Genomic DNA, 18117 nt, shown 5'->3' on the forward strand with positions numbered 1-18117 from the left:
AATGGCAGAATTTAACAAAAATTGATGATGTCTAGGTATTTTGTTTATTTTGAACATTTTAGCGCCCTTTTGGATAATGAGCAGACCTGCAAACTATGAAGCTTAGATGGGTAAAATTGGCGATTTTTGGCAGCCAAATGTTAAGTTTATGGCACAGAACTTTGGTATGATGTCAACCTTTGTTGAGCGATCGCCATCAGATAGATATAATTCGTTTAACATTGTGGGAAGGGGCAAATCGCACTGCTTCAGTTTTGGCGTAATTTAGCTAAAGACTTAAAGTTTTCCCATCATGCAACCAGAGAAACATGAGGGAAATTTAAGTCTAAGCCATAATAGTGTTGTAACTTTGAGGTTTAATTCATGCCTATGGATCAGAAAAAAAATCGTGGTCATGTCATCAATCATTCGATTCGTGTACCCCAGATTCGCGTGATTGATAATGATGGCGGTCACTTAGGAATTATGGATACTAGATCTGCTTTGAGTTTGGCTCAAGAAAGAGAGCTAGATTTAGTCATGATTAATGATAAATCTGAGCCACCTGTTTGTCGGATTATTGACTACGGCAAATTTAAATATGACTTAGAAAAACAAGAACGGAAAAATAAGAAAAATCAAGATAAGACTTCTGTCAAAGAATTGAAGATGCGCTATACAATTGAAGATCATGATTACAAAGTGCGCGTCAATCAAGCTGAAAAATTCTTGAAGTCTGGGGATAAAGTAAAAGTAACTATCAAGTTTCGTGGTAGAGAAAGCCAACATAGCCATTTAGCGGAAAATCTGCTTAATGACATGGCAAAAGATTTACAGGAATTTGCAGAACTTCAACAAGCACCGAAAAAAGAAGGTAGCAATATGATTATGCTGCTTTCTCCTAAGAGTGCTGTTGTCAAAACTCCTACTACTACCACTCCTAATCCTACTCCTACTCCTACTCCTACTCCTACTAGCAAGCCTAAACTAGTAGAAACTCAGCCTTCGGAAGCCACAGTTTAAAACCAATTAGCAAAGGAGCTTATAATTTTTATGAGATTTCTTTGATTAATGTTTTCATTAGTTAGACGAATTTAAGTTTGACATTCCAGGCTGGAGCTAACTAATAAACTGCTACGCATTTAAATTGAATATTTAGGCTGATGGGGAGATGGGGGGATGGGGAGAGGGATTGACGGTTTTTGCCTAACACCAAAAATATACAATTTAGATGCGATGCAAGCTTATATCACTAAATTTATAAAGTAGGGTGGTTATCCATCCTACTAAATTTTTTTGAAGGTTGAACTATGAAGCTGATTTACCAACGTTTTGATTTATTTGAGTTTGATTGGCGCGATCGCAAATCCATTTCACCCAAATTAAAGGAGAAAATAAGCGATCGCACTCCCCAATTTTTCCCCTATAATCTATTAGCACAAATCGCTGCACCAATTAACCCGACTTGGGGATTTAATACCACATGAACTGGGACTTTTTCCAGTAAATTTCTCATGCGACCTTTGTTAATAAAACCTTCCATAAAACCTCCAGCTTCAATCAGAGGTAAAATTTTCGCAGCAATACCTCCCGCCACATACAGACCGCTATAAGGTAATAGTTTGAGAGCCATATTACCTGCTTCTGCGCCATAAAGTTCTACAAAAATTCGCAGGGTTTCTTCACTTAATGGATCGGTTTTTGTTAAAGCAGCTTTGCCGATAACTGCACCTGGATCGACTGTTTTTTCAGTGTTTCCCGCTTCTTGTTCGCAAATTCTAATAATTTCCCCTATTTCGGGTGATTCGCTAGCAATTTTTTTGTCTCGTAAAAACTGATAAATTGAAACAATTCCCATGCCAGAAACTACCCGTTCTACAGAAATTCTGTCAACTCGGTGTTTTTCTAACAGATATTTCATCATTTGAAATTCTAGTTCTGTGCGTGGTGCGAAATCAGTGTGTCCGCCTTCTGTAGCAAACACTTGGTAACTGTCACCTGAAGGTGTTAAAAATGCCTGTCCTAAACCTGTTCCTGCACCAATGACAGCAATGGGTGAATTTGCTTGAAATTTGCCAACTTGTAAGGTATGTAAATCTGATTCTGTTAAACCCAAAATACCATAACCTACAGCCACAAAATCATTAATTAAACTGATTTTTGCGATGCCTAATTCTTGTTGCAAACGTTCTGCATCGAGAAACCACACCAAATTAGTTAGTTTCACGCTATTGTTAACTATTGGGCCTGCGATCGCAAAACAAGCTTTTTCTGGCTGAGGTAAATAACCCAAATGTGCCGATGCTGCTGCCAGAAATTTCTGTACTATGGGCACTAAATCGGGGAAATCTTGACTTGGATAAGTCGCCTCATCCAAGTTGTACATTGAACCTACTGCTGGCTGTTCTACCAACCGCAGAATTGTCTTTGTTCCACCGATATCGCCTGCTAGTAGTAAAGTCATAAATCTAGTGAAAGCGGATTACTTTTTCAGTTTGACTCAAATGGGAAACATCACCATTGAGTTCCATCACCCATTGTCGATCGTCACGGACAATTTTCACCAAACAACACAAAGAAGCATTGATTTCTGGTGTTCCGCCGACTAATCCTTGACTCGTTCCGACGACAGATGCACCATGTCCTACTAATAGGATATCCTCGCTAAATTCAGCTACCAGGATCTTTGCTGTTTCTGCCGCTCTTGCCATCATTTTATACCCAGTTTCCGGGTATTCAGCAATCACTCTAGAGGTATAATCTGGGTCAATTCTGGGAAATTTTTCCTGCAATTCGGCAAAGGAAAGTTTTTCTGGGTGTTCCGTCATCCAATCAGAATTTAACCATTCGCTTAACCCGGATTCTACCTTAATTGGTAAGTCTAAAATTTCGGCAACTTGATTAGCAGTTTGTACAGTTCTTAAAAACGGAGAAGCAAAAATATGAGCAATCTTTTCTCCTTTTAAGCGTTCGCCTAATTGCCTTGCTTGAATAAGTCCATCATCAGAAAGTGGGGGATCGTAACGGCGTTCCGCAGTTAAAAACCAATCAGGGTTAACAAAATCTAAGCGGTTTCCATGACGGGCAATCCAAACTGTTTGTGACATAAGATAATTAGATTGACGATTAAGAGTGCCAGAATCATTATCCCGAATTTTAGGGATTTTGCGCCAAAATTTCTAAACCTTGACCTGCGGTTAATATTGGCAAGTTAGCAACTACAAAATCTTCTGTATTCCGCGTTACAATTCCCTGAAGATTTTCTGTCATTGCACAAGCTAACTGTACCGCATCTTGAAAATCATTGATATTCAAAGTAAATGCTTGCTCTAAAATATCGCGATCGACTCTACAGATTTGCATACTTGTCAGAATTCGGGAAATTGCTTGTTTAGCAATATCAATACCCCTATTCTTTCGCACTATGTAGAAGATATCAGTCAAAGTCGTTGCTGTAACAAATCCCGCACAATTTCTTCAACTAATCTTAAGCGATCGCTCACCGACAATTTATCAGCTTCCCGCTTTAATTCTTGCCAATTCATATTTTTACCTCTTTCTGTGCAATTTAATATAACACTTATATTATAATTAACCACAGATGCACAGAGGACGCTCCAGAAAAGAGGGAGAACATATCAGGCTTAACTAATCAATTAACCAAGTAATTCATCATTTTCTGCTTCTTTTTTCACTAAAACTACCAAACAAAGAAAACTAAAAAATAGCTTAGTAAAACTCAGTACTTGGCTATCCAAAACAATAAAAATCCCTAATCCCATCAGGAAAATTGCTACAAAACTATTGCTATAAGAAGTTAGTAACCGAGCAACTGTTAAATTATCTTTTAATTTTTGTGCTGTATAGCACCAAACCCCTACTAAACAAAAAAATATGCTTAAAATTGCTAATAGATTGCTGAAAGAACTATGAGCAAACAAAGGTACATAAACGCTAATATTATCTGTTCCGTTAGCAATTGTCAGTGCTGCTACAGTATAAGTTTGGGGAGAAATCAAGTTATTAACAATAGAGTTAATACTTAATTCTGTTGGTAATTCTACTTCCGATAATTCATCGTTTTTATTTAATAGGCGATCGAGACCAAGAATAATGGGAATGAAACCTAATAACCCGATCGCATATTGGGGAATGACCAACCTGCCCAAAAAACCAGGTAGACTAGTAATTACTAATACTGTAAACCCAAGATATTGACCAAAAAGAATCTGCTGATAGCGAAATGATGGATTTTTTTGCGAAAACAATAACAACAGAATAGCTAAGTCATCAATATTAGTAGCACAGAAGGCTGTTACACCTGTAGTAATCGCCGTTACTAACCCACTCATGGCGACAATTCCTTATTTATTGCCAGATTAATATTAATATTAAAAGGAACTTCTTTCATAAATCAACATGACTAGTATAGGGACAGCTATTACTGAAGGAATCATCGCTTTTGCAGCCACGAATATTGATGACATCATTATTTTGTTACTACTATTCTCGCAACTGAACGATAATTTTCGGCGGCGAAACATCATTATTGGTCAATATCTTGGTTTTGCGATTCTAGTTGCTGCCAGTTTACCAGGATATTTCGGTGGATTGGTAGTGCAGAAGGAATGGATTGGTTTGTTGGGATTATTACCTATAGGGATTGGAATTAAGCAATTAATCGATCGCGAAAAGGATACTGCACAGGTGCAAACGGTAAGTAATGAGTTGCAGCAAAACCTAGCCAGAAACTCAATCACGGGATTTATTTTCAGTATTTTGAATCCGAAAACTTATCAAGTAGCAGCAATCACAGTTGCTAATGGAGGCGACAATATTAGTATTTATATTCCCTTATTTGCTGGTCAGGATGTTAATAGTTTACTGATAATTTTAGGAGTATTCTTTATCATGGTGGGTGTTTGGTGTGGAATTGCTTACTCATTAACTCTACACCCTGATATTGCCTATGTATTAAGTCGTTATGGTAAGCCGATCGTACCTTTTGTATTAATTGGGTTGGGTTTATTTATCATGTACGAAAGAGGCACTTTTGAAATGTTGCGCTCCGCATTTAATTAAGCTTGATTAATTAGTTTCCAACTAACCATTGTTAAAATGCTATAAATAATCATACGTAGTGCAGGTTGTGGGGTGAGTTTGCAGAGTTTGGCACCAACTAAAACCCCCGGTACTGTACCTAACCAAATTGGCAAAACTAAGCCCCAATCAACCGTTCCTAAACTTAAGTGTCCCATCGAAGTAAACACTAACAAAATAGAAGCTTGGGAAATATCTGTTCCGACTAATTTTTGCGAATCAAGGCGGAAAAAAGTAATTAATGCCAGCGCAAACATTGAACCAGAAGCTACACTAGTTAAGCCAACTAAACAACCTAAAATTGCTCCAATACCCATCGTTAACAATCGCCCAGAATTAGTTGTTAAGTCAAATTTTGGGGCAGATGGTAAATTTAATTTAGGCATAAATAACTTTAATAATGATTGGATTATAGCTGAAAAAGTAACTAACACCATCATGGTGCCAATTAAGCGAAGTAAAATAGTATCTAAATTTAAACCTTCAATTTGTCTGAGTAAATATAAAAGTCCGATTCCAGAAAGTGAGCCAGGAACACTTCCCAACGCCAGCCATTTTACTACTTCACAATCCAGCGTTTTTTGTTGCCAGTGCTTAACGCTACCGATTACTTTCATTAATGTGGCAGCTACGACATCAGAACTAACTGCGATCGCAGGTGGCACCTGAAACAGGAAAATCAACATTGGAGTAATCAGCGATGCTCCGCCAATTCCCGTTAATCCCACAACAATGCCTACTAAAAAACTCAGCGGTGTTAGTAACAAATAACTCATATAATTGACCTCTGAAATTACCGTCCTTGAGAACTTTGCTTAATGTTTGCGATCGATTATCTTGCACCATGATTTGTCTTATTAGCAAGTTTTTAGCTTTTAGTCATGAACACCGTTAACTCGATCGACTTACCGTATTTTAACTGAAATGATTACCAAAAAGCTATACATCGTAGTATCTGGTTATACGAAATTGCCCAAAACCATTGATAGATAGAGCAAGCAGCAATTTATTTGACAATTTGGCAAAAGTGACCAATTCAATTAATTGAAGATCCCCCCTCCGCCCCCCTTACCAAGGGGGGAACCAGATTAAAAGTCCTCCATGAAATAAATAGCGTTGCATCCTCTGGCTTCCCCCTTTTTAAGGGGGATCTACAGGGGGATTGAGGGGATCGAACCGACAATATTTCGCACTAGCAAATAGAGTTAGAAATGTAAAGTTTGACCTGTTCAATTACTTCAATTTATCAATTCAACAAATAAGAATGTTTGCTCTTATTGATTGAACTGCGTACAGTAAAACTATCGGCAAGTGCAGCACCGATAAAAAACATAAAGCATCGCAATTGTCAAGGAATTAAACGAAATTAGTAGAAAAAGTAGGTGAAACATGAAAGCAACTCAATCAACAGAACCAACTATTAACGCTGAACAAGAAGCCTCTATGATTCGGAAGCAACTAGAATCTTTAAAGATCCAACCTCCTGAGAAGAAACCTTTAACTTTTGGTCAAGCCTAAAAAGCTCAATCTCCAACTTTGGAAATTATTCCTAAAATCAATAACCAATAATGTTCTCTTAGTGTACACTCAGTAATACTTAAAACTTCATTTAAGATTGATAGCATTTCCCAAATTAATAAACGAAGTTTTTCCTGGGAATATTCAATCATTTCATTTCAAACAAAGGAGCATTCTATGAACTTTCTCAAAGTTGTTCTTGTAGCGATCGTCCTTTTCGTTAACTTGATCGTTGCTCCTCCCTCTTGGGCAGGCAAAGATTTCACCAAAGGCACAGATTATGCTGAAGTAACACAAGCAATCAATCAACTCTTGCAAGTACAAAGTAATCCAGAACAAGCAGGCTACACACCCGAACAATATCAGCAAACACTCAGTCAATTACAACAGCAAAAATACGTCATGGAAACTGCTGAAAAGCGAGCACAGTGTCACAATGAAACGAATGGAACGCTAGCAGTGTATGCCAATAAGCCTAAGAAATCTCCCACTCAACTTTATTACTTAGCAGCCGGAACTGAAACCGACGATGATTGGGATTGTGATGGCTATTATTTACCAGCAGGAACTCAAGCAGTTCTCGGTTCTAATGGGGAAGCACAAAGTTTAACAGAACCCCTAGCAGTCAAATTTGTAGACGGAACCCAATCAATCATCAGAACAAATCCAACGACGGGTGCAGTTGAGTTTAATGTTGCTCCAGCAAAGGTGTTCAAAGCAGGTGAAATTAACTGGATGATTCCTAAATTATCTCAAGTAGATATCAACGCCCAAACTCCCAGCCCCCAACTTATTGATTAGTTGTTTCACAGTTGAATAATCGATTTTGAGGTTATCGATCGATCGATAACCTCTTTTTTTATGTTTTCTTTAGATGGCAAAGACTGAAAAAGTTAATACAGCTACACTATAAGCTTGTTTTATCGTTTATTGCGATCGACAGGATGAAGAGCTAGAACTCTTGTTGTTAAGGCTTTTTCCTTCTGCCCTTCTGCTGTACAACTACGGGAAAGCCAACTGAGAAAGTAAATTTGCTTCTAGAAAAGCGATAATGTAATTAATTTGACAAAAAATATAATAACTCAGATCTTGCACTCCTGGAGGTAGAACCCCCCAACCCTCGTTACCAGGTTCAACCTGGTAACGAGAAATAGAGGCTCCGCCTCCTGGTGCAAGATCTCATATAAATATAATTTTTATTTATATATTACTAACCTAGTAATATTTTCGGTGTTTAATAATAACAAAAAAATCCTCAAAGTAGTTAGTAATTTGCTTGATTTTTAAAAAAAATTCACTTAGTATCTTTATTCATACGTGATGAGCAAAAACCATGAAAAAACATCTATAGTTAGAAAAAATATATGACCCAGCAGAGTGATTACCAAACAATAGCTGTAGCCATAGAAAGGATAATGCTAAAGACTCCGTATATCAACGGATGTAGGCAATTTATTCCATGCAATTAGTAGAATAGTTAACATATACCTACTGATGCAGTAGCTAGATTGAAAAAGCTGGAAATTGGCTTGATGAGTCTGGTATTTTACAGCTATTTTTTAGCCATATAACACTGATATTGCTAAGTAGTAAAAAAATATAAAAAAGAGGTGTAAACATTGGATATTTGGGAATTTACTTTATTAGTTTGGATAGGTTCATTTACTGCTGGCTTTGTGGGAGCTCTGACTGGCTTAGGCGGTGGTGTAGTTATTGTTCCCTTGCTAACTTCAGTATTTGCAGTTGATATTCGCTATGCCGTTGGCGCTTCTTTAGTTTCTGTGATTGCAACTTCATCCGGTGCGGCATCTGCTTATATTAAGCAAGGTTTTACTAATTTACGGTTAGGAATGTTTTTAGAAGTAGCGACAACAATGGGAGCGTTAATTGGTGCTGTGATCGCTGCATTTATTTCCGTCAAAGCACTAACTATTGTGTTAGCAGTTGTTCTACTTTATTCAGCTTATTTATCACAACAACCACGTCCCGAACAGCCAGAAAATGAGTCAACAGATCCGTTAGTCAGCTATTTAAAACTTAATGGTACTTGTCCAACTCCCAACGGACTAATGCCTTACCAAGTTCACTCGGTTCCGATGGGATTTAGCGTGATGGTAGTTGCGGGAGTAATTTCCGGTTTACTAGGTATTGGTTCGGGAGCATTTAAAGTATTAGCAATGGATCAAGCAATGCGGTTACCATTCAAAGTTTCGACAACTACAAGTAACTTTATGATTGGTGTCACCGCAGCAGCTTCGGCGGGTGTTTACTTAGCACGAGGTTATATCGATCCCGGACTTTCTATGCCTGTGATGTTAGGAGTATTACCAGGTGCTTTATTAGGCGCAAAAGTTCTAGTAGGAGCGAAAACTAAAGTTTTAAGAATAGTTTTTAGTTTAGTTCTGGTATTAATGGCTTTCAAAATGGTTTACAACAACTTATCAGGGGGAATATAAGATGCAAAAATTAGCTGAAAGTGAAATAGTTGAAATTAATAACTTATTTCAGGAAAATTCGGATAACGATCTCAATGATTTTCCCCAACAGTGTGAAGTTAATGAGGAGATAAAATACAGCAAAACCAAGAGAGAACAACAACTAGAACTGTTACTCAGCAACCTTTTAAAATACGGAGTTTTTCTAGCCAGTGCGGTTGTGTTACTGGGAGGAATTTTGTATTTAATACGTCACGGTGCTGAACCTGCTGATTATCGAGTTTTTCATGGAGTACCATCGGAATTTCGTTCTCCAGAAGGGGTAATTGATGCAGTATTAGCAGGTCGTCGTCGGGGGATTATCCAATTAGGTTTATTGATTTTAATAGCTACTCCGATCGTGCGTGTAGCAATCTCGTTTTTAGCTTTTCTGCGTCAACGAGATTATGTCTACATCGTGGTGACTTTGCTGGTGTTATCAGGATTAATTTACAGCGTGATTGGAGCGTATCATTAAAACTCAATCAGGCTGGACAAATTGAGTCAAATTCTGGAAATTTAATCGAATTCGATCGAATAAAGAAGTTGCGATCGCATCTAAGCTCTGTGTCGATCCAACTGACAAAATAGCGAACAGGATTAGGCTGAGAACACCAAGGGTAAAAGCGAGAAATCTTCCCCAACATCCAGGATTGATTTCCAAAAATAAAAGTTTGGATTGTCCGATTATAGAAATTAAAATTAGAACCAATCCAGAAATTAACAAAATAGTATTTAAGGAGGCAGTAGTCATGGTAAACCCTTTTTTTAGTTACATTTTATTTGGTAGACTTTTCCATTATAGCTACCATTTAATTCTGTTATTAAAACAATTAAAACTTGATAGGAGCAGATGTTTTAAATTAATGTGATTAACATTTGTTCAAAAGCTTTAGCAAGTCGAGTTTGGAAGCGTTGCTGATGCTTTAACTTTAAAATTGGTCGAACTATATCCAATTTTTGATGCAAATTATTGACGTTATCGATAATGGGAATTGAGCGTAAAGTACCAAGCTGTAATTCTTTTTTGATCATCAATTCGGGAATAGCGGCTGCGCCTACGCCATTTTCTACCGCAGCTTTGACCATTTCACTACTAGTTAAAACCAAAATTACCTGCAACTCACTCGGGTCTATGTTTCTATTTTTTAAAGCTTGTTCAAACATTTGTTGGGTTCCCGAACCAGATTCACGCATTACCCAATCTGTTGTGAAAAGTTCGGTTAAAGTAATCCCTTTACTTTCAAACCAAGGATGGGATTTACCAACAACAATTTGTAAGCGATCGCTTCCCACTATTTCTTGGTCTAAACTCTTTTTCACAGATGGTTTAACTTCCCCCGCCATTAAACCAATATCGAACAAACCCAACGCTGTTCCTTCGCAAATATCATCAGCATTAGCCAAGGTGCAGTTAACAAAAATACCGGGGTATAACTGCTTAAATTGACTAATTTTGTCCGGTAGCCAATAGTTACCAATAGTTAGGCTAGCTCCTAATTTTAATTCACCCCTTTGGAGGTTGTTTAATTCCCGCAAACCCCGTTCTGTTAAAGCAACTTGTTCGAGAATTTTTTTGGCTTCAACTTGTAGTAATTTACCTGCTTCTGTAATTTCAATATGGCGACCAATGCGATCGAATAATCTCACTCCATATTCTGTTTCTAAACTTTGAACTGCTGCACTAACAGCAGGCTGAGTAATGTATAAAACTTCTGCTGCACGAGTAAAGTGCAACTGTTCTGCTACGGCTAAAAAAATCCGTAGCTGATCGAGAGTCATTGATGACATTTCCTACCTCAAAACCGTACTTTTAAAACTTTCATAAATTCAATTTATGAGTTTAACAAAAAAGAATGTTTGATTTATACAAAAGAGGAGTTTAAAGTAACAATGAGACACCCTGGATTCAACTCAAGCTAAAGCAAATATGCAAAAACCAACTTAGCAGTAATCCTCTTCAGTAAATTAAAGGAAAAGGTTAAATGACGACTAAAAAAGTAAATAATCACAGTACTCACGGTTTAAAACCAGATTGTCTTTCTTTCGGAGAAGTATTAGCACAGTCCTTTGCTGTGATTGCACCTACCACAATACCAGCTTCTAATATTGGCTTAATTGTTGCCCTTTCTGGGAATGGCACTTGGCTAAGTTTTTTGATTGGCTTAATTGGGTTAATTTTGGTCAGCATTAATATTAATCAATTCGCCAGTCGTTCAGCCTCTCCCGGTTCACTTTATTCTTACATTGTCAAAGGTTTAGGGCCAACAGCAGGCGTAATTTGCGGCTGGAGTTTAGTGCTAGCTTACCTATTTACTGGGATGTCTGTTTTATGCGGTTTTGCTAACTTTAGTAGCACTTTAATTGGTCATTTAGGCATCCATCCTTCAAGCATTACACTATTAGCATTTGGCGCTGGAATTGCTTGGTACGCAGCTTATAAAGACATCCAACTTTCGGCAATGGCAATGTTGTGGTTAGAAGGAATTTCTCTGGCACTAATTTTAGTTTTAGGTGGAATTATTTGGGCACATAAAGGCTTTGCATTAGATTTACCTCAATTAACTTTAGAAGGCGTAACTCCTGGTAACGTAGCAACAGGACTTGTCTTAGTAATGTTTGGTTTTTCTGGTTTTGAAAGCGCCACTTCTTTAGGCGATGAAGCAAAAAGCCCCTTAAAAAATATTCCCAAGGCTGTAACTGGCAGTGCAATTTTAGCTGGTTTATTCTTCATTCTCATGACCTATATTGAAGTTTTAGGTTTTAGAGATACAGGAGTATCAATTATTAAAACCGAAGAACCTCTGGGTTTCTTATCACAACAAGTAGGCATGGGTTGGTTAGGAGAATTAATTGCCTTTGGCGCTTTATTTAGCTTCTTTGCTTGTGTTTTGGGTTGTATTAATCCTGCTGCGAGAATCTTCTTTTTGATGGCACGTCACGGATTATTTCACTCTTCTTTAGGTTCAGCACATTCCTCTAATAGAACCCCTCATATTGCAGTCACTTTATGTACCTTCATTATGTTTTTGGTGCCTGCTGTAATGTCTCTATTCCACATCAAATTATTTGAAAGCATGGGTTATTTAGGGGCAATTTGTAGCTATGGATTTTTAACTGTGTACATTCTCATATCTATTGCTGCACCAGTTTACCTCCGCAATATTGGTCAATTGCGCCCTATCAATGTAGTAGTTTCAGTATTAGCAGTTGGATTCATGGCAATACCAGTTTTGGGTAGTGTGGGAATTCCAGGTAGTACACTTTTCCCAGTTCCAGAAGCACCTTACGATGCTTTTCCTTATCTATTCTTACTATATTTAGCGGCAACTTGTGGTTGGTTTATCATGCAAAGATTTCGTTCCCCGGAAATCGTTACTTCAATGCAGCGAGGTATTGATTCAATTCATGCCAGATTTGAAAAACCTAACACCTCTTACAGCAGTTCTCCGTTGAATGCAATTTCACTCGATCGGGAAGATTTGGAATGAATTTATTGAGGAGACGGATTGACAGGCAAGATGCCTGTCCTACTTATCACCATAAGTAAGTGGCTAAATTATTAAACCCAAAACATAACAAAAAGGATGAACTGTAAATGGATGGATTAATAACTGCAATTCCCGCCGGATTAACAGCTTTTAGTGCTACCAACATTGATGATATTGTCATTCTCAGTCTGTTTTTTTCCCAAGTAAATAGCAACTTTCGCCGTTGGCACATTGTTGCTGGACAATATCTCGGTTTTACTGCATTAGTTATGGCTAGCCTTCCCGGTTTTTTTAGCAGTTTAATCGTACCTCAAGCTTGGATTGGAATGTTAGGTATTGTGCCGATCGCGATCGGTATTAACAGCTTGATCGATCGAGATGATGATGATTCAGATGAGGAAGTAGAAACAGAACCTAATAACTCTGTATTAACAAAGATTTTTTCTCCCCAAGTTTACGGTGTAGCAGCGGTGACTGTTGCTAATGGCAGTGACAATATCAGCATTTATGTACCACTATTTGCTAGCAGTACTTTGGCAAGTCTTCCGGTAATTCTGGCGGTATTTTTCTCGATGGTTGGTGTTTGGTGTTACACCGCTTATCGATTAACTCATTTACCTGCGATCGCATCTTCCTTAACTCGTTACGGTAACAATATTGTTCCCTTCATTTTGATTGGTTTGGGTGTGTTGATTTTGTGTAAAAGTCATACACTAGAAAGCAGTTCCTTAACTGTGATGACTCTACTAGCGATCGGCGGTTGTGTGCTTACCCAGGCGATTAACTATTGGCGATCGCCCCAAATAGAAAAAAATTAAACTCTCCCTCATTCATTTCAATTTAACTTCAACTTTTTTGATTAAATTACAAGGAGAAAACCATGAGATACTTGAAAATAGTTCTTGTAGCTTTGGTAATTTTTGTTAACCTACTAATTGCCAAACCTTCATTTGCTGACCCACCAAAATTCACTAAGAACCCCGACTATATCCAAGTCAATCAAGCTTTAGATGAATTGTTGAAAGTCAAAAATTACCCAGAATTACCCGAAGGAGTTACCCAAGAAGACATTCAAAAATCGATCGCAGACCTAGAATTTCAAAAATATGCTTTGGAATCCGGGATTAACTGGGGTCAATGTCGCAATGAAACCGGAAAAACCCTAGCTGTTTATGGTGCTAAATCCAAAAAATCGACCTCCACATTCGATAATGCCATCTATTTTCTCGCAGATGGCGAAACCACCAATGATGAATGGGATTGTGATGGAGTTTATTTACCAGGCGGAATCAAAGTTGCAGGTTTAAGTAATAACGGAAAAACACAAGAATTAGCAAATCCTGTCGCTGTTAAAATCCTTGATGGCACCCAATTAGTAGTCAAAACTAATCCTGACACAGGCGAAGTAGAATTAAACGTTCCTCCATCGGAAATTTTCAGTGCTGGTGATGCTAATTGGTTTATTCCCAATATTTCGCCGGACGCAATAGCCGCGAGAATTCCCAACGCACCAACGATCGAAAACGACTAAGTAATATCGTTTACACAAATGATTGATACAGAAGGGTAGGGGCGGGTTTAGCCAAAAGATTTGAATGCAAAAGCAATAAGATTCAAGTCAAAACCCGCCCATCCCAAGTATCTGTAGCAAACATTTAGGTAATCGATATCAGACCAAGAAAATAGCATTTTCAACCTTAAACAGCCAGGAGAGTTTTCTTCTGGCTGATTTTTTCTTGCACTAAGCGGGTTAGCGACTCCAAATCGCACACCTTTAAAGAAATAATGGCGCAATTAATGTTTGCTGGCTTAATTTTCAGGTTTAGGCAGTAAATAGAAGATACTTTTACTTATGTGTTAGTAGCGTTTGTTACTTGGGTACTCTATAAGTAACGTAGTTCATATTTGTATAGATAGCCATGCTAAAGCAATTCAAAAGAATTCTCTGTGTGTTTCTCATAACTCTCTTGATTACAATATCTTCAAGCTTGACTTTACCAAAACCCGCTTTTGCATTCCCCTATCCTAATTTTTCGCTTCTGAAACAGCTTGACAAAATCTTGTCCAACAAACAGATGGTTGCAGATACAAAAAAGTTACTGGATAAAACACCAGAAACAATTTGTAAAGCTTATTTTGACAAGTTAAAAGGAATTGACAATTCAAAGTGGGCAGCTATTGAAGAAGGCTTAGCCTCAACTGGCACAATTGCTACAGCAATTGCATCTGCATCTAATGCGGGAGCAGGAGCGCTAGCTGGTTATGCTGGTATTGCCTCAGCCGTTTCTGAGTTGGGATTAGGGGGAATAATGACAACAATTGCTGGAATGATGGGTAGCAATGTTGCAGGCGCAGCAGCTACTGCGGTCGTTACGTCAGCAGTTGGAGGTCCAGCTGTTATGGGGGTACTTATCGCAGGTGGAACAAGTGGGAGTCTCTTCTTAGTCTATAAGTTGGGCAAATTTACCGTTGAGAAGCTAGAAAATTTGGCTCAAGTCGAGAAGCTAGAAGATTGGGCGAAAAGTTATTGTTTATCGAGGTAAAGTTGCAAGGAGTGTAGTAACTTTAATTGCTAACCAACTAACAATTTAAATCAAGCGGACGGTCGAAAGTCGCTTGCAGACTCGTTCAAGTTATTTGCCGCCGCTGATTTAAACATTTAAGCTATTTCTTCTTCTTTCTTCGTGTTCTTCGTGTCTTCGTGGTTTTCTTGTACTATGCTATGCCTGTTCACCGGACTCGGACACCGAGTTGTGTATCCCAATGGAGTGGTTTATCTGCTTTTTGCAGAGGAGATTCTGGAATTTGACCGATCGACACACCATATTTCCAATCAGGCGGACAGATAGCGATATAGCGTGCATAACCTCCCAAACCTCCTTTGAATTTAGGATATCCGATCGCAACCAGTGCCCCAGTTTCCGGCACCTTGTCCAAATTGGCAACCCCCTCGGCTTGGGTATAACCATTGTGCAACAGCCAAGCTTCGCCTTCCAAAGTGGGCGTACTATCTGTATCTAGGGGTTCGTGTCCGTGAAACAAAATCTGCCGCTGTAAGTGCAGGAATTTAAGCGCCTCCAGTGTCACCCCAGGAAACTTAGTCCTGGTAGCCAGTTCGGGGTTGGGCCATTCTTTAGACCAGTCCGATCGCACAAACACCACCGATCCAGAAGGAATCCTACCGTGCCGACGCTCCCAATCCTGAATATCCTTGACCGTGAGATGATAGTTGGGGTCGCGTGCTACTTGTTCCTGGATCGGAATCACCACCAAAGGACGAACCGCAAAAGTTGCAGGCAACTCATCGAGTGCTGGATAGTCAGGATTCCAGTGTGCTGGTGGATCTAGCTGTGTTCCTAGCTGATCGGTAGATAGGTCGTAATGGGTCGCTTCAAAGCCATCCTTTTGGTAATTGTATGGCTGACCTGTTTTTGGGTTGATGGTAGGTGCAAACTTAGACGGGCCAAATCCTGACCAGACAGGAATTGAAGGAGTAATTGTATGAGTGAGATCGACATATTTGGCCCACTTAAGCGACTGTTGATAAACCTGCCACAAGGTCGGCTCTGGGCGGGGCTGTGCTGCATTGATGGAGAGGCAAACAATTAAGCTAAAAACGGTTACTAAAAACAAAACTTTGAGTTTTCTCATCTAATCTAATCCAATGAAAAGCTCGATCTGTAATATCAAGTAGAAAAAAGAATGCAACAAATCGGAGATCCCCCTAAATCCCCCTTAATAAGGGGGACTTAATCTCAATTCCCTAATATTTTGCTACAAATCAATCCCCCCTTCTCCCCGTCTGGAGGGTCTGGAGCGTCAGCCATCTGTAGCAAACTAAAGGGAAACCATATAAAACCGAGTCTTGTTCCCCCCTTAATAAGGGGGGTTAGGGGGGATCAAACATTTAGGTATAAAAACTGTTTAGTAAAGAAACCCAGTTTTTCAGTATTTTCCACTGGACTTTTACTTTTTTTTGTTTTAATATACGGTAAACCGATTGAGAATAAGGAGTTGTATGGAAAGCGGTGAAAAAGTTGGTCAAGGGTTGAGTATTGCTAAAGCACTTAACCCAGAACAGTTACGCCAAGGTATATCGCAGGACTTTGCCGCAGTTTTATTCAAAAAGCTCAAAGGTGGATTTTTTCTAGTTATAGGGTTTTTGCTTTCGCCTTTATCTTGGTGGAATGACTTATTTTTCAATTTACCGATCGCCTACGGTTTTGGCTACCTCTGTAGCTTACTGTCACCAAAATTACTCCTACCCTGCACCATTATTGGTTATTGGATCTCCTGCATCGCCGGAATTCTACTCATGCAAGCCGGAGTTATGGACGTATTTCAAGACCAATCTAAAGAACGTAATTTTAAAAAAGAATTATTGATGGGTATAGCTACTTCCACTGTCTACACCCTAGTAATTCTGGCACTCCTGCAACTAAAAATTCTCGACACTCCTTTAGAAATTTTGGGTAATTTGTAAATCAGAAACCTTACTTTTGGAGAGTATTTACTAATTGACTCAAATCCAACACTTTTGGCCCACCCTCACCAATAATTAAAGGTAAATTACCATTCCACTTTTCTATAGCTTGCTTAGCTAAAACTTCCGTACTCAGAGTTTCTCGAACTAACCTTTGTGCTTCCGCTTCTCCCTTAGCAAAATTCACTTTAGCTTCCGCTTCTTTAGTAGCTTTAAGGGCTACAAACTCTGCTCTTTTTGCTTCTTGTTCAGCAACTTGTTTTGCTTCTACAGCATCACCGAATCGTTGGGAAAAATGCACATGAACCAAAGAAATATCATCAACCGTAATGTGATAAGTTATTAATCTAGTAGTTAAACTATTATCTACTCCAGTTTTTACTTCTTCCCTTCTAGTAATAATTTCTTCTGCTGTGTATTTCGCCATCACTGCTTTAAGTATTTCTTCCACTGCTGGGTTAATTATTTTATCTATAATTGCTGCTTCATCTCCTATTTGTTGGTAAATTAAGTTTGCTTCCTCTGGGAGAATGTGCCAGTTAAGAGCAACATCCGTAAAAACATCCTGTAAATCTTTTGAGGAAGCTTCTGCGGAAATTTCCTGCTTTTGTACTCGAATACTCAATTTTTTTACTGTATTAACAAGGGGAATAATCAAGTGAATTCCTTCTCCGAAAATTTGATTTTGAACTTCGCCAAATTGCATTAAAACTCCCCTCTCTCCAGCATTAACAATTACGAAAGGGGAGAAAAAAATCAGCGACAGTAGCAGAAAAGCAATGATTTTGCTAACTTTGTTAAAAGTTTTATTTTTCATTTATAATTTTTACCTGGCTATTCAACCTCTGTTGTAAATATTATCTCTAAATTAACCTATATCTCGATTAACACAATATCTCTAAAATAGTATTTATTTTAATATTCCATAGTATAATACTATAAAGCAATCGACTTAGCGTAGTTAATTAAAGCAAATAGAAATATTTCATAACTCTTGCTTTTTACACAAATCAGTAGTGACTAAGACTGAAAGTGCTGAAAAAGCAGGTTAAAGTAGCTTTTTTTGCAATTT

The 18117-nt window shown here is 38.4% G+C and carries 21 protein-coding genes and 1 pseudogene; 12 read left to right on the forward strand and 10 right to left on the reverse strand.

All coding sequences use genetic code 11. The features are described 5' to 3' along the window. Positions 1 to 106: 106 nt before the first annotated feature. Both IQ264_RS13800 and infC read left to right on the forward strand, forming a co-directional pair. The gene (locus IQ264_RS13800) at positions 107 to 268 is read left to right on the forward strand and encodes a hypothetical protein (protein WP_193981360.1); all 162 of its coding nucleotides are present in this window, start codon (positions 107 to 109) and stop codon (positions 266 to 268) included. Positions 269 to 363: 95 nt separating this feature from the next. Then, positions 364 to 885: pseudogene (gene infC / locus IQ264_RS13805) on the forward strand (translation initiation factor IF-3); the annotation flags it as partial. A gap of 402 nt (positions 886 to 1287) precedes the next feature. Here infC and IQ264_RS33420 read toward each other — a convergent pair. The 5 genes from IQ264_RS33420 to IQ264_RS13825 form a co-directional block, all read right to left on the reverse strand. After that, a complete protein-coding gene (locus tag IQ264_RS33420) occupies positions 1288 to 1419 on the reverse strand; it encodes a hypothetical protein (protein ID WP_265583037.1) in 132 nt (43 codons plus the stop codon). Then, positions 1403 to 2443 carry a glucokinase gene (locus tag IQ264_RS13810; protein ID WP_193981362.1) on the reverse strand — a complete coding sequence of 347 codons (1041 nt, stop codon included), beginning with the start codon at positions 2441 to 2443 and terminating at the stop codon, positions 1403 to 1405. Before IQ264_RS13810 ends, IQ264_RS33420 begins: the two co-directional genes overlap by 17 nt. Before the next feature lie 4 nt (positions 2444 to 2447). Continuing rightward, on the reverse strand, positions 2448 to 3086 hold the full coding sequence (locus tag IQ264_RS13815) for a histidine phosphatase family protein (RefSeq protein WP_193981363.1): 639 nt from the start codon (positions 3084 to 3086) through the stop codon (positions 2448 to 2450). 49 nt (positions 3087 to 3135) lie between these two features. Continuing rightward, positions 3136 to 3402 carry a PIN domain-containing protein gene (locus IQ264_RS13820; protein WP_193981364.1) on the reverse strand — a complete coding sequence of 89 codons (267 nt, stop codon included), beginning with the start codon at positions 3400 to 3402 and terminating at the stop codon, positions 3136 to 3138. Positions 3403 to 3635: 233 nt separating this feature from the next. After that, positions 3636 to 4331: a cadmium resistance transporter gene (locus IQ264_RS13825; RefSeq protein WP_193981365.1), complete on the reverse strand. Its 696-nt coding sequence runs from the start codon at positions 4329 to 4331 to the stop codon at positions 3636 to 3638. A 67-nt stretch (positions 4332 to 4398) separates the two neighbouring features. On the opposite strand from IQ264_RS13825, the gene IQ264_RS13830 reads away from it, so the two are divergent. Then, positions 4399 to 5061 carry a cadmium resistance transporter gene (locus tag IQ264_RS13830; protein WP_193981366.1) on the forward strand — a complete coding sequence of 221 codons (663 nt, stop codon included), beginning with the start codon at positions 4399 to 4401 and terminating at the stop codon, positions 5059 to 5061. On the opposite strand, the gene IQ264_RS13835 is transcribed toward IQ264_RS13830, so the two are convergent. After that, positions 5058 to 5855, reverse strand: a complete 798-nt coding sequence (locus IQ264_RS13835) for a sulfite exporter TauE/SafE family protein (protein ID WP_193981367.1) — start codon at positions 5853 to 5855, stop codon at positions 5058 to 5060. The two genes, IQ264_RS13830 and IQ264_RS13835, sit on opposite strands and share 4 nt — an antisense overlap. Positions 5856 to 6468: 613 nt before the next feature. Between IQ264_RS13835 and IQ264_RS33425 the strand changes: the two genes are divergently transcribed. The 4 genes from IQ264_RS33425 to IQ264_RS13850 all read left to right on the forward strand — a co-directional run bounded on the left by IQ264_RS33425 (position 6469) and on the right by IQ264_RS13850 (position 9549). After that, complete coding sequence (locus IQ264_RS33425) at positions 6469 to 6597, forward strand: hypothetical protein (protein ID WP_265583038.1); 129 nt, start codon at positions 6469 to 6471, stop codon at positions 6595 to 6597. A gap of 177 nt (positions 6598 to 6774) precedes the next feature. Then, positions 6775 to 7398 carry a hypothetical protein gene (locus tag IQ264_RS13840; RefSeq protein WP_193981368.1) on the forward strand — a complete coding sequence of 208 codons (624 nt, stop codon included), beginning with the start codon at positions 6775 to 6777 and terminating at the stop codon, positions 7396 to 7398. Between the two features lie 818 nt (positions 7399 to 8216). After that, a complete protein-coding gene (locus IQ264_RS13845; protein WP_193981369.1) occupies positions 8217 to 9053 on the forward strand; it encodes a sulfite exporter TauE/SafE family protein in 837 nt (278 codons plus the stop codon). Position 9054: 1 nt separating this feature from the next. Beyond that, on the forward strand, positions 9055 to 9549 hold the full coding sequence (locus IQ264_RS13850) for a DUF1634 domain-containing protein (RefSeq protein ID WP_193981370.1): 495 nt from the start codon (positions 9055 to 9057) through the stop codon (positions 9547 to 9549). A 3-nt stretch (positions 9550 to 9552) separates the two neighbouring features. On the opposite strand, the gene IQ264_RS13855 is transcribed toward IQ264_RS13850, so the two are convergent. Then, entirely contained in the window at positions 9553 to 9825 is a 273-nt protein-coding gene (locus IQ264_RS13855) for a hypothetical protein (RefSeq protein WP_193981371.1), read from the reverse strand. A gap of 104 nt (positions 9826 to 9929) precedes the next feature. Continuing rightward, the gene (locus IQ264_RS13860) at positions 9930 to 10862 is read right to left on the reverse strand and encodes a LysR family transcriptional regulator (protein WP_228061526.1); all 933 of its coding nucleotides are present in this window, start codon (positions 10860 to 10862) and stop codon (positions 9930 to 9932) included. A 194-nt stretch (positions 10863 to 11056) separates the two neighbouring features. Here IQ264_RS13860 and IQ264_RS13865 point away from each other — a divergent pair, with 194 nt between their 5' ends. The 4 genes from IQ264_RS13865 (at position 11057) to IQ264_RS13880 (ending at position 15105) form a co-directional block, all read left to right on the forward strand. Next, on the forward strand, positions 11057 to 12562 hold the full coding sequence (locus IQ264_RS13865) for an APC family permease (protein ID WP_193981372.1): 1506 nt from the start codon (positions 11057 to 11059) through the stop codon (positions 12560 to 12562). A 107-nt stretch (positions 12563 to 12669) separates the two neighbouring features. Continuing rightward, on the forward strand, positions 12670 to 13380 hold the full coding sequence (locus IQ264_RS13870; RefSeq protein ID WP_193981373.1) for a cadmium resistance transporter: 711 nt from the start codon (positions 12670 to 12672) through the stop codon (positions 13378 to 13380). A gap of 62 nt (positions 13381 to 13442) precedes the next feature. Then, entirely contained in the window at positions 13443 to 14093 is a 651-nt protein-coding gene (locus IQ264_RS13875) for a hypothetical protein (RefSeq protein ID WP_193981374.1), read from the forward strand. 418 nt (positions 14094 to 14511) lie between these two features. Further along, positions 14512 to 15105 carry a hypothetical protein gene (locus IQ264_RS13880; protein ID WP_193981375.1) on the forward strand — a complete coding sequence of 198 codons (594 nt, stop codon included), beginning with the start codon at positions 14512 to 14514 and terminating at the stop codon, positions 15103 to 15105. A 187-nt stretch (positions 15106 to 15292) separates the two neighbouring features. Here IQ264_RS13880 and IQ264_RS13885 read toward each other — a convergent pair whose 3' ends face one another. Then, complete coding sequence (locus IQ264_RS13885) at positions 15293 to 16213, reverse strand: cyclase family protein (RefSeq protein ID WP_193981376.1); 921 nt, start codon at positions 16211 to 16213, stop codon at positions 15293 to 15295. 367 nt (positions 16214 to 16580) lie between these two features. Here IQ264_RS13885 and IQ264_RS13890 point away from each other — a divergent pair, with 367 nt between their 5' ends. Beyond that, on the forward strand, positions 16581 to 17045 hold the full coding sequence (locus IQ264_RS13890) for a hypothetical protein (RefSeq protein ID WP_193981377.1): 465 nt from the start codon (positions 16581 to 16583) through the stop codon (positions 17043 to 17045). Between the two features lie 10 nt (positions 17046 to 17055). On the opposite strand, the gene IQ264_RS13895 is transcribed toward IQ264_RS13890, so the two are convergent. Next, positions 17056 to 17862 (reverse strand): prohibitin family protein, encoded by an 807-nt coding sequence (locus IQ264_RS13895; RefSeq protein ID WP_193981378.1) that lies wholly within the window; start codon positions 17860 to 17862, stop codon positions 17056 to 17058. Between the last annotated feature and the right edge of the window lie 255 nt (positions 17863 to 18117).

It is taken from the genome of [Phormidium] sp. LEGE 05292 (assembly GCF_015207735.1).
Taxonomy (GTDB): domain Bacteria; phylum Cyanobacteriota; class Cyanobacteriia; order Cyanobacteriales; family Aerosakkonemataceae; genus Floridanema.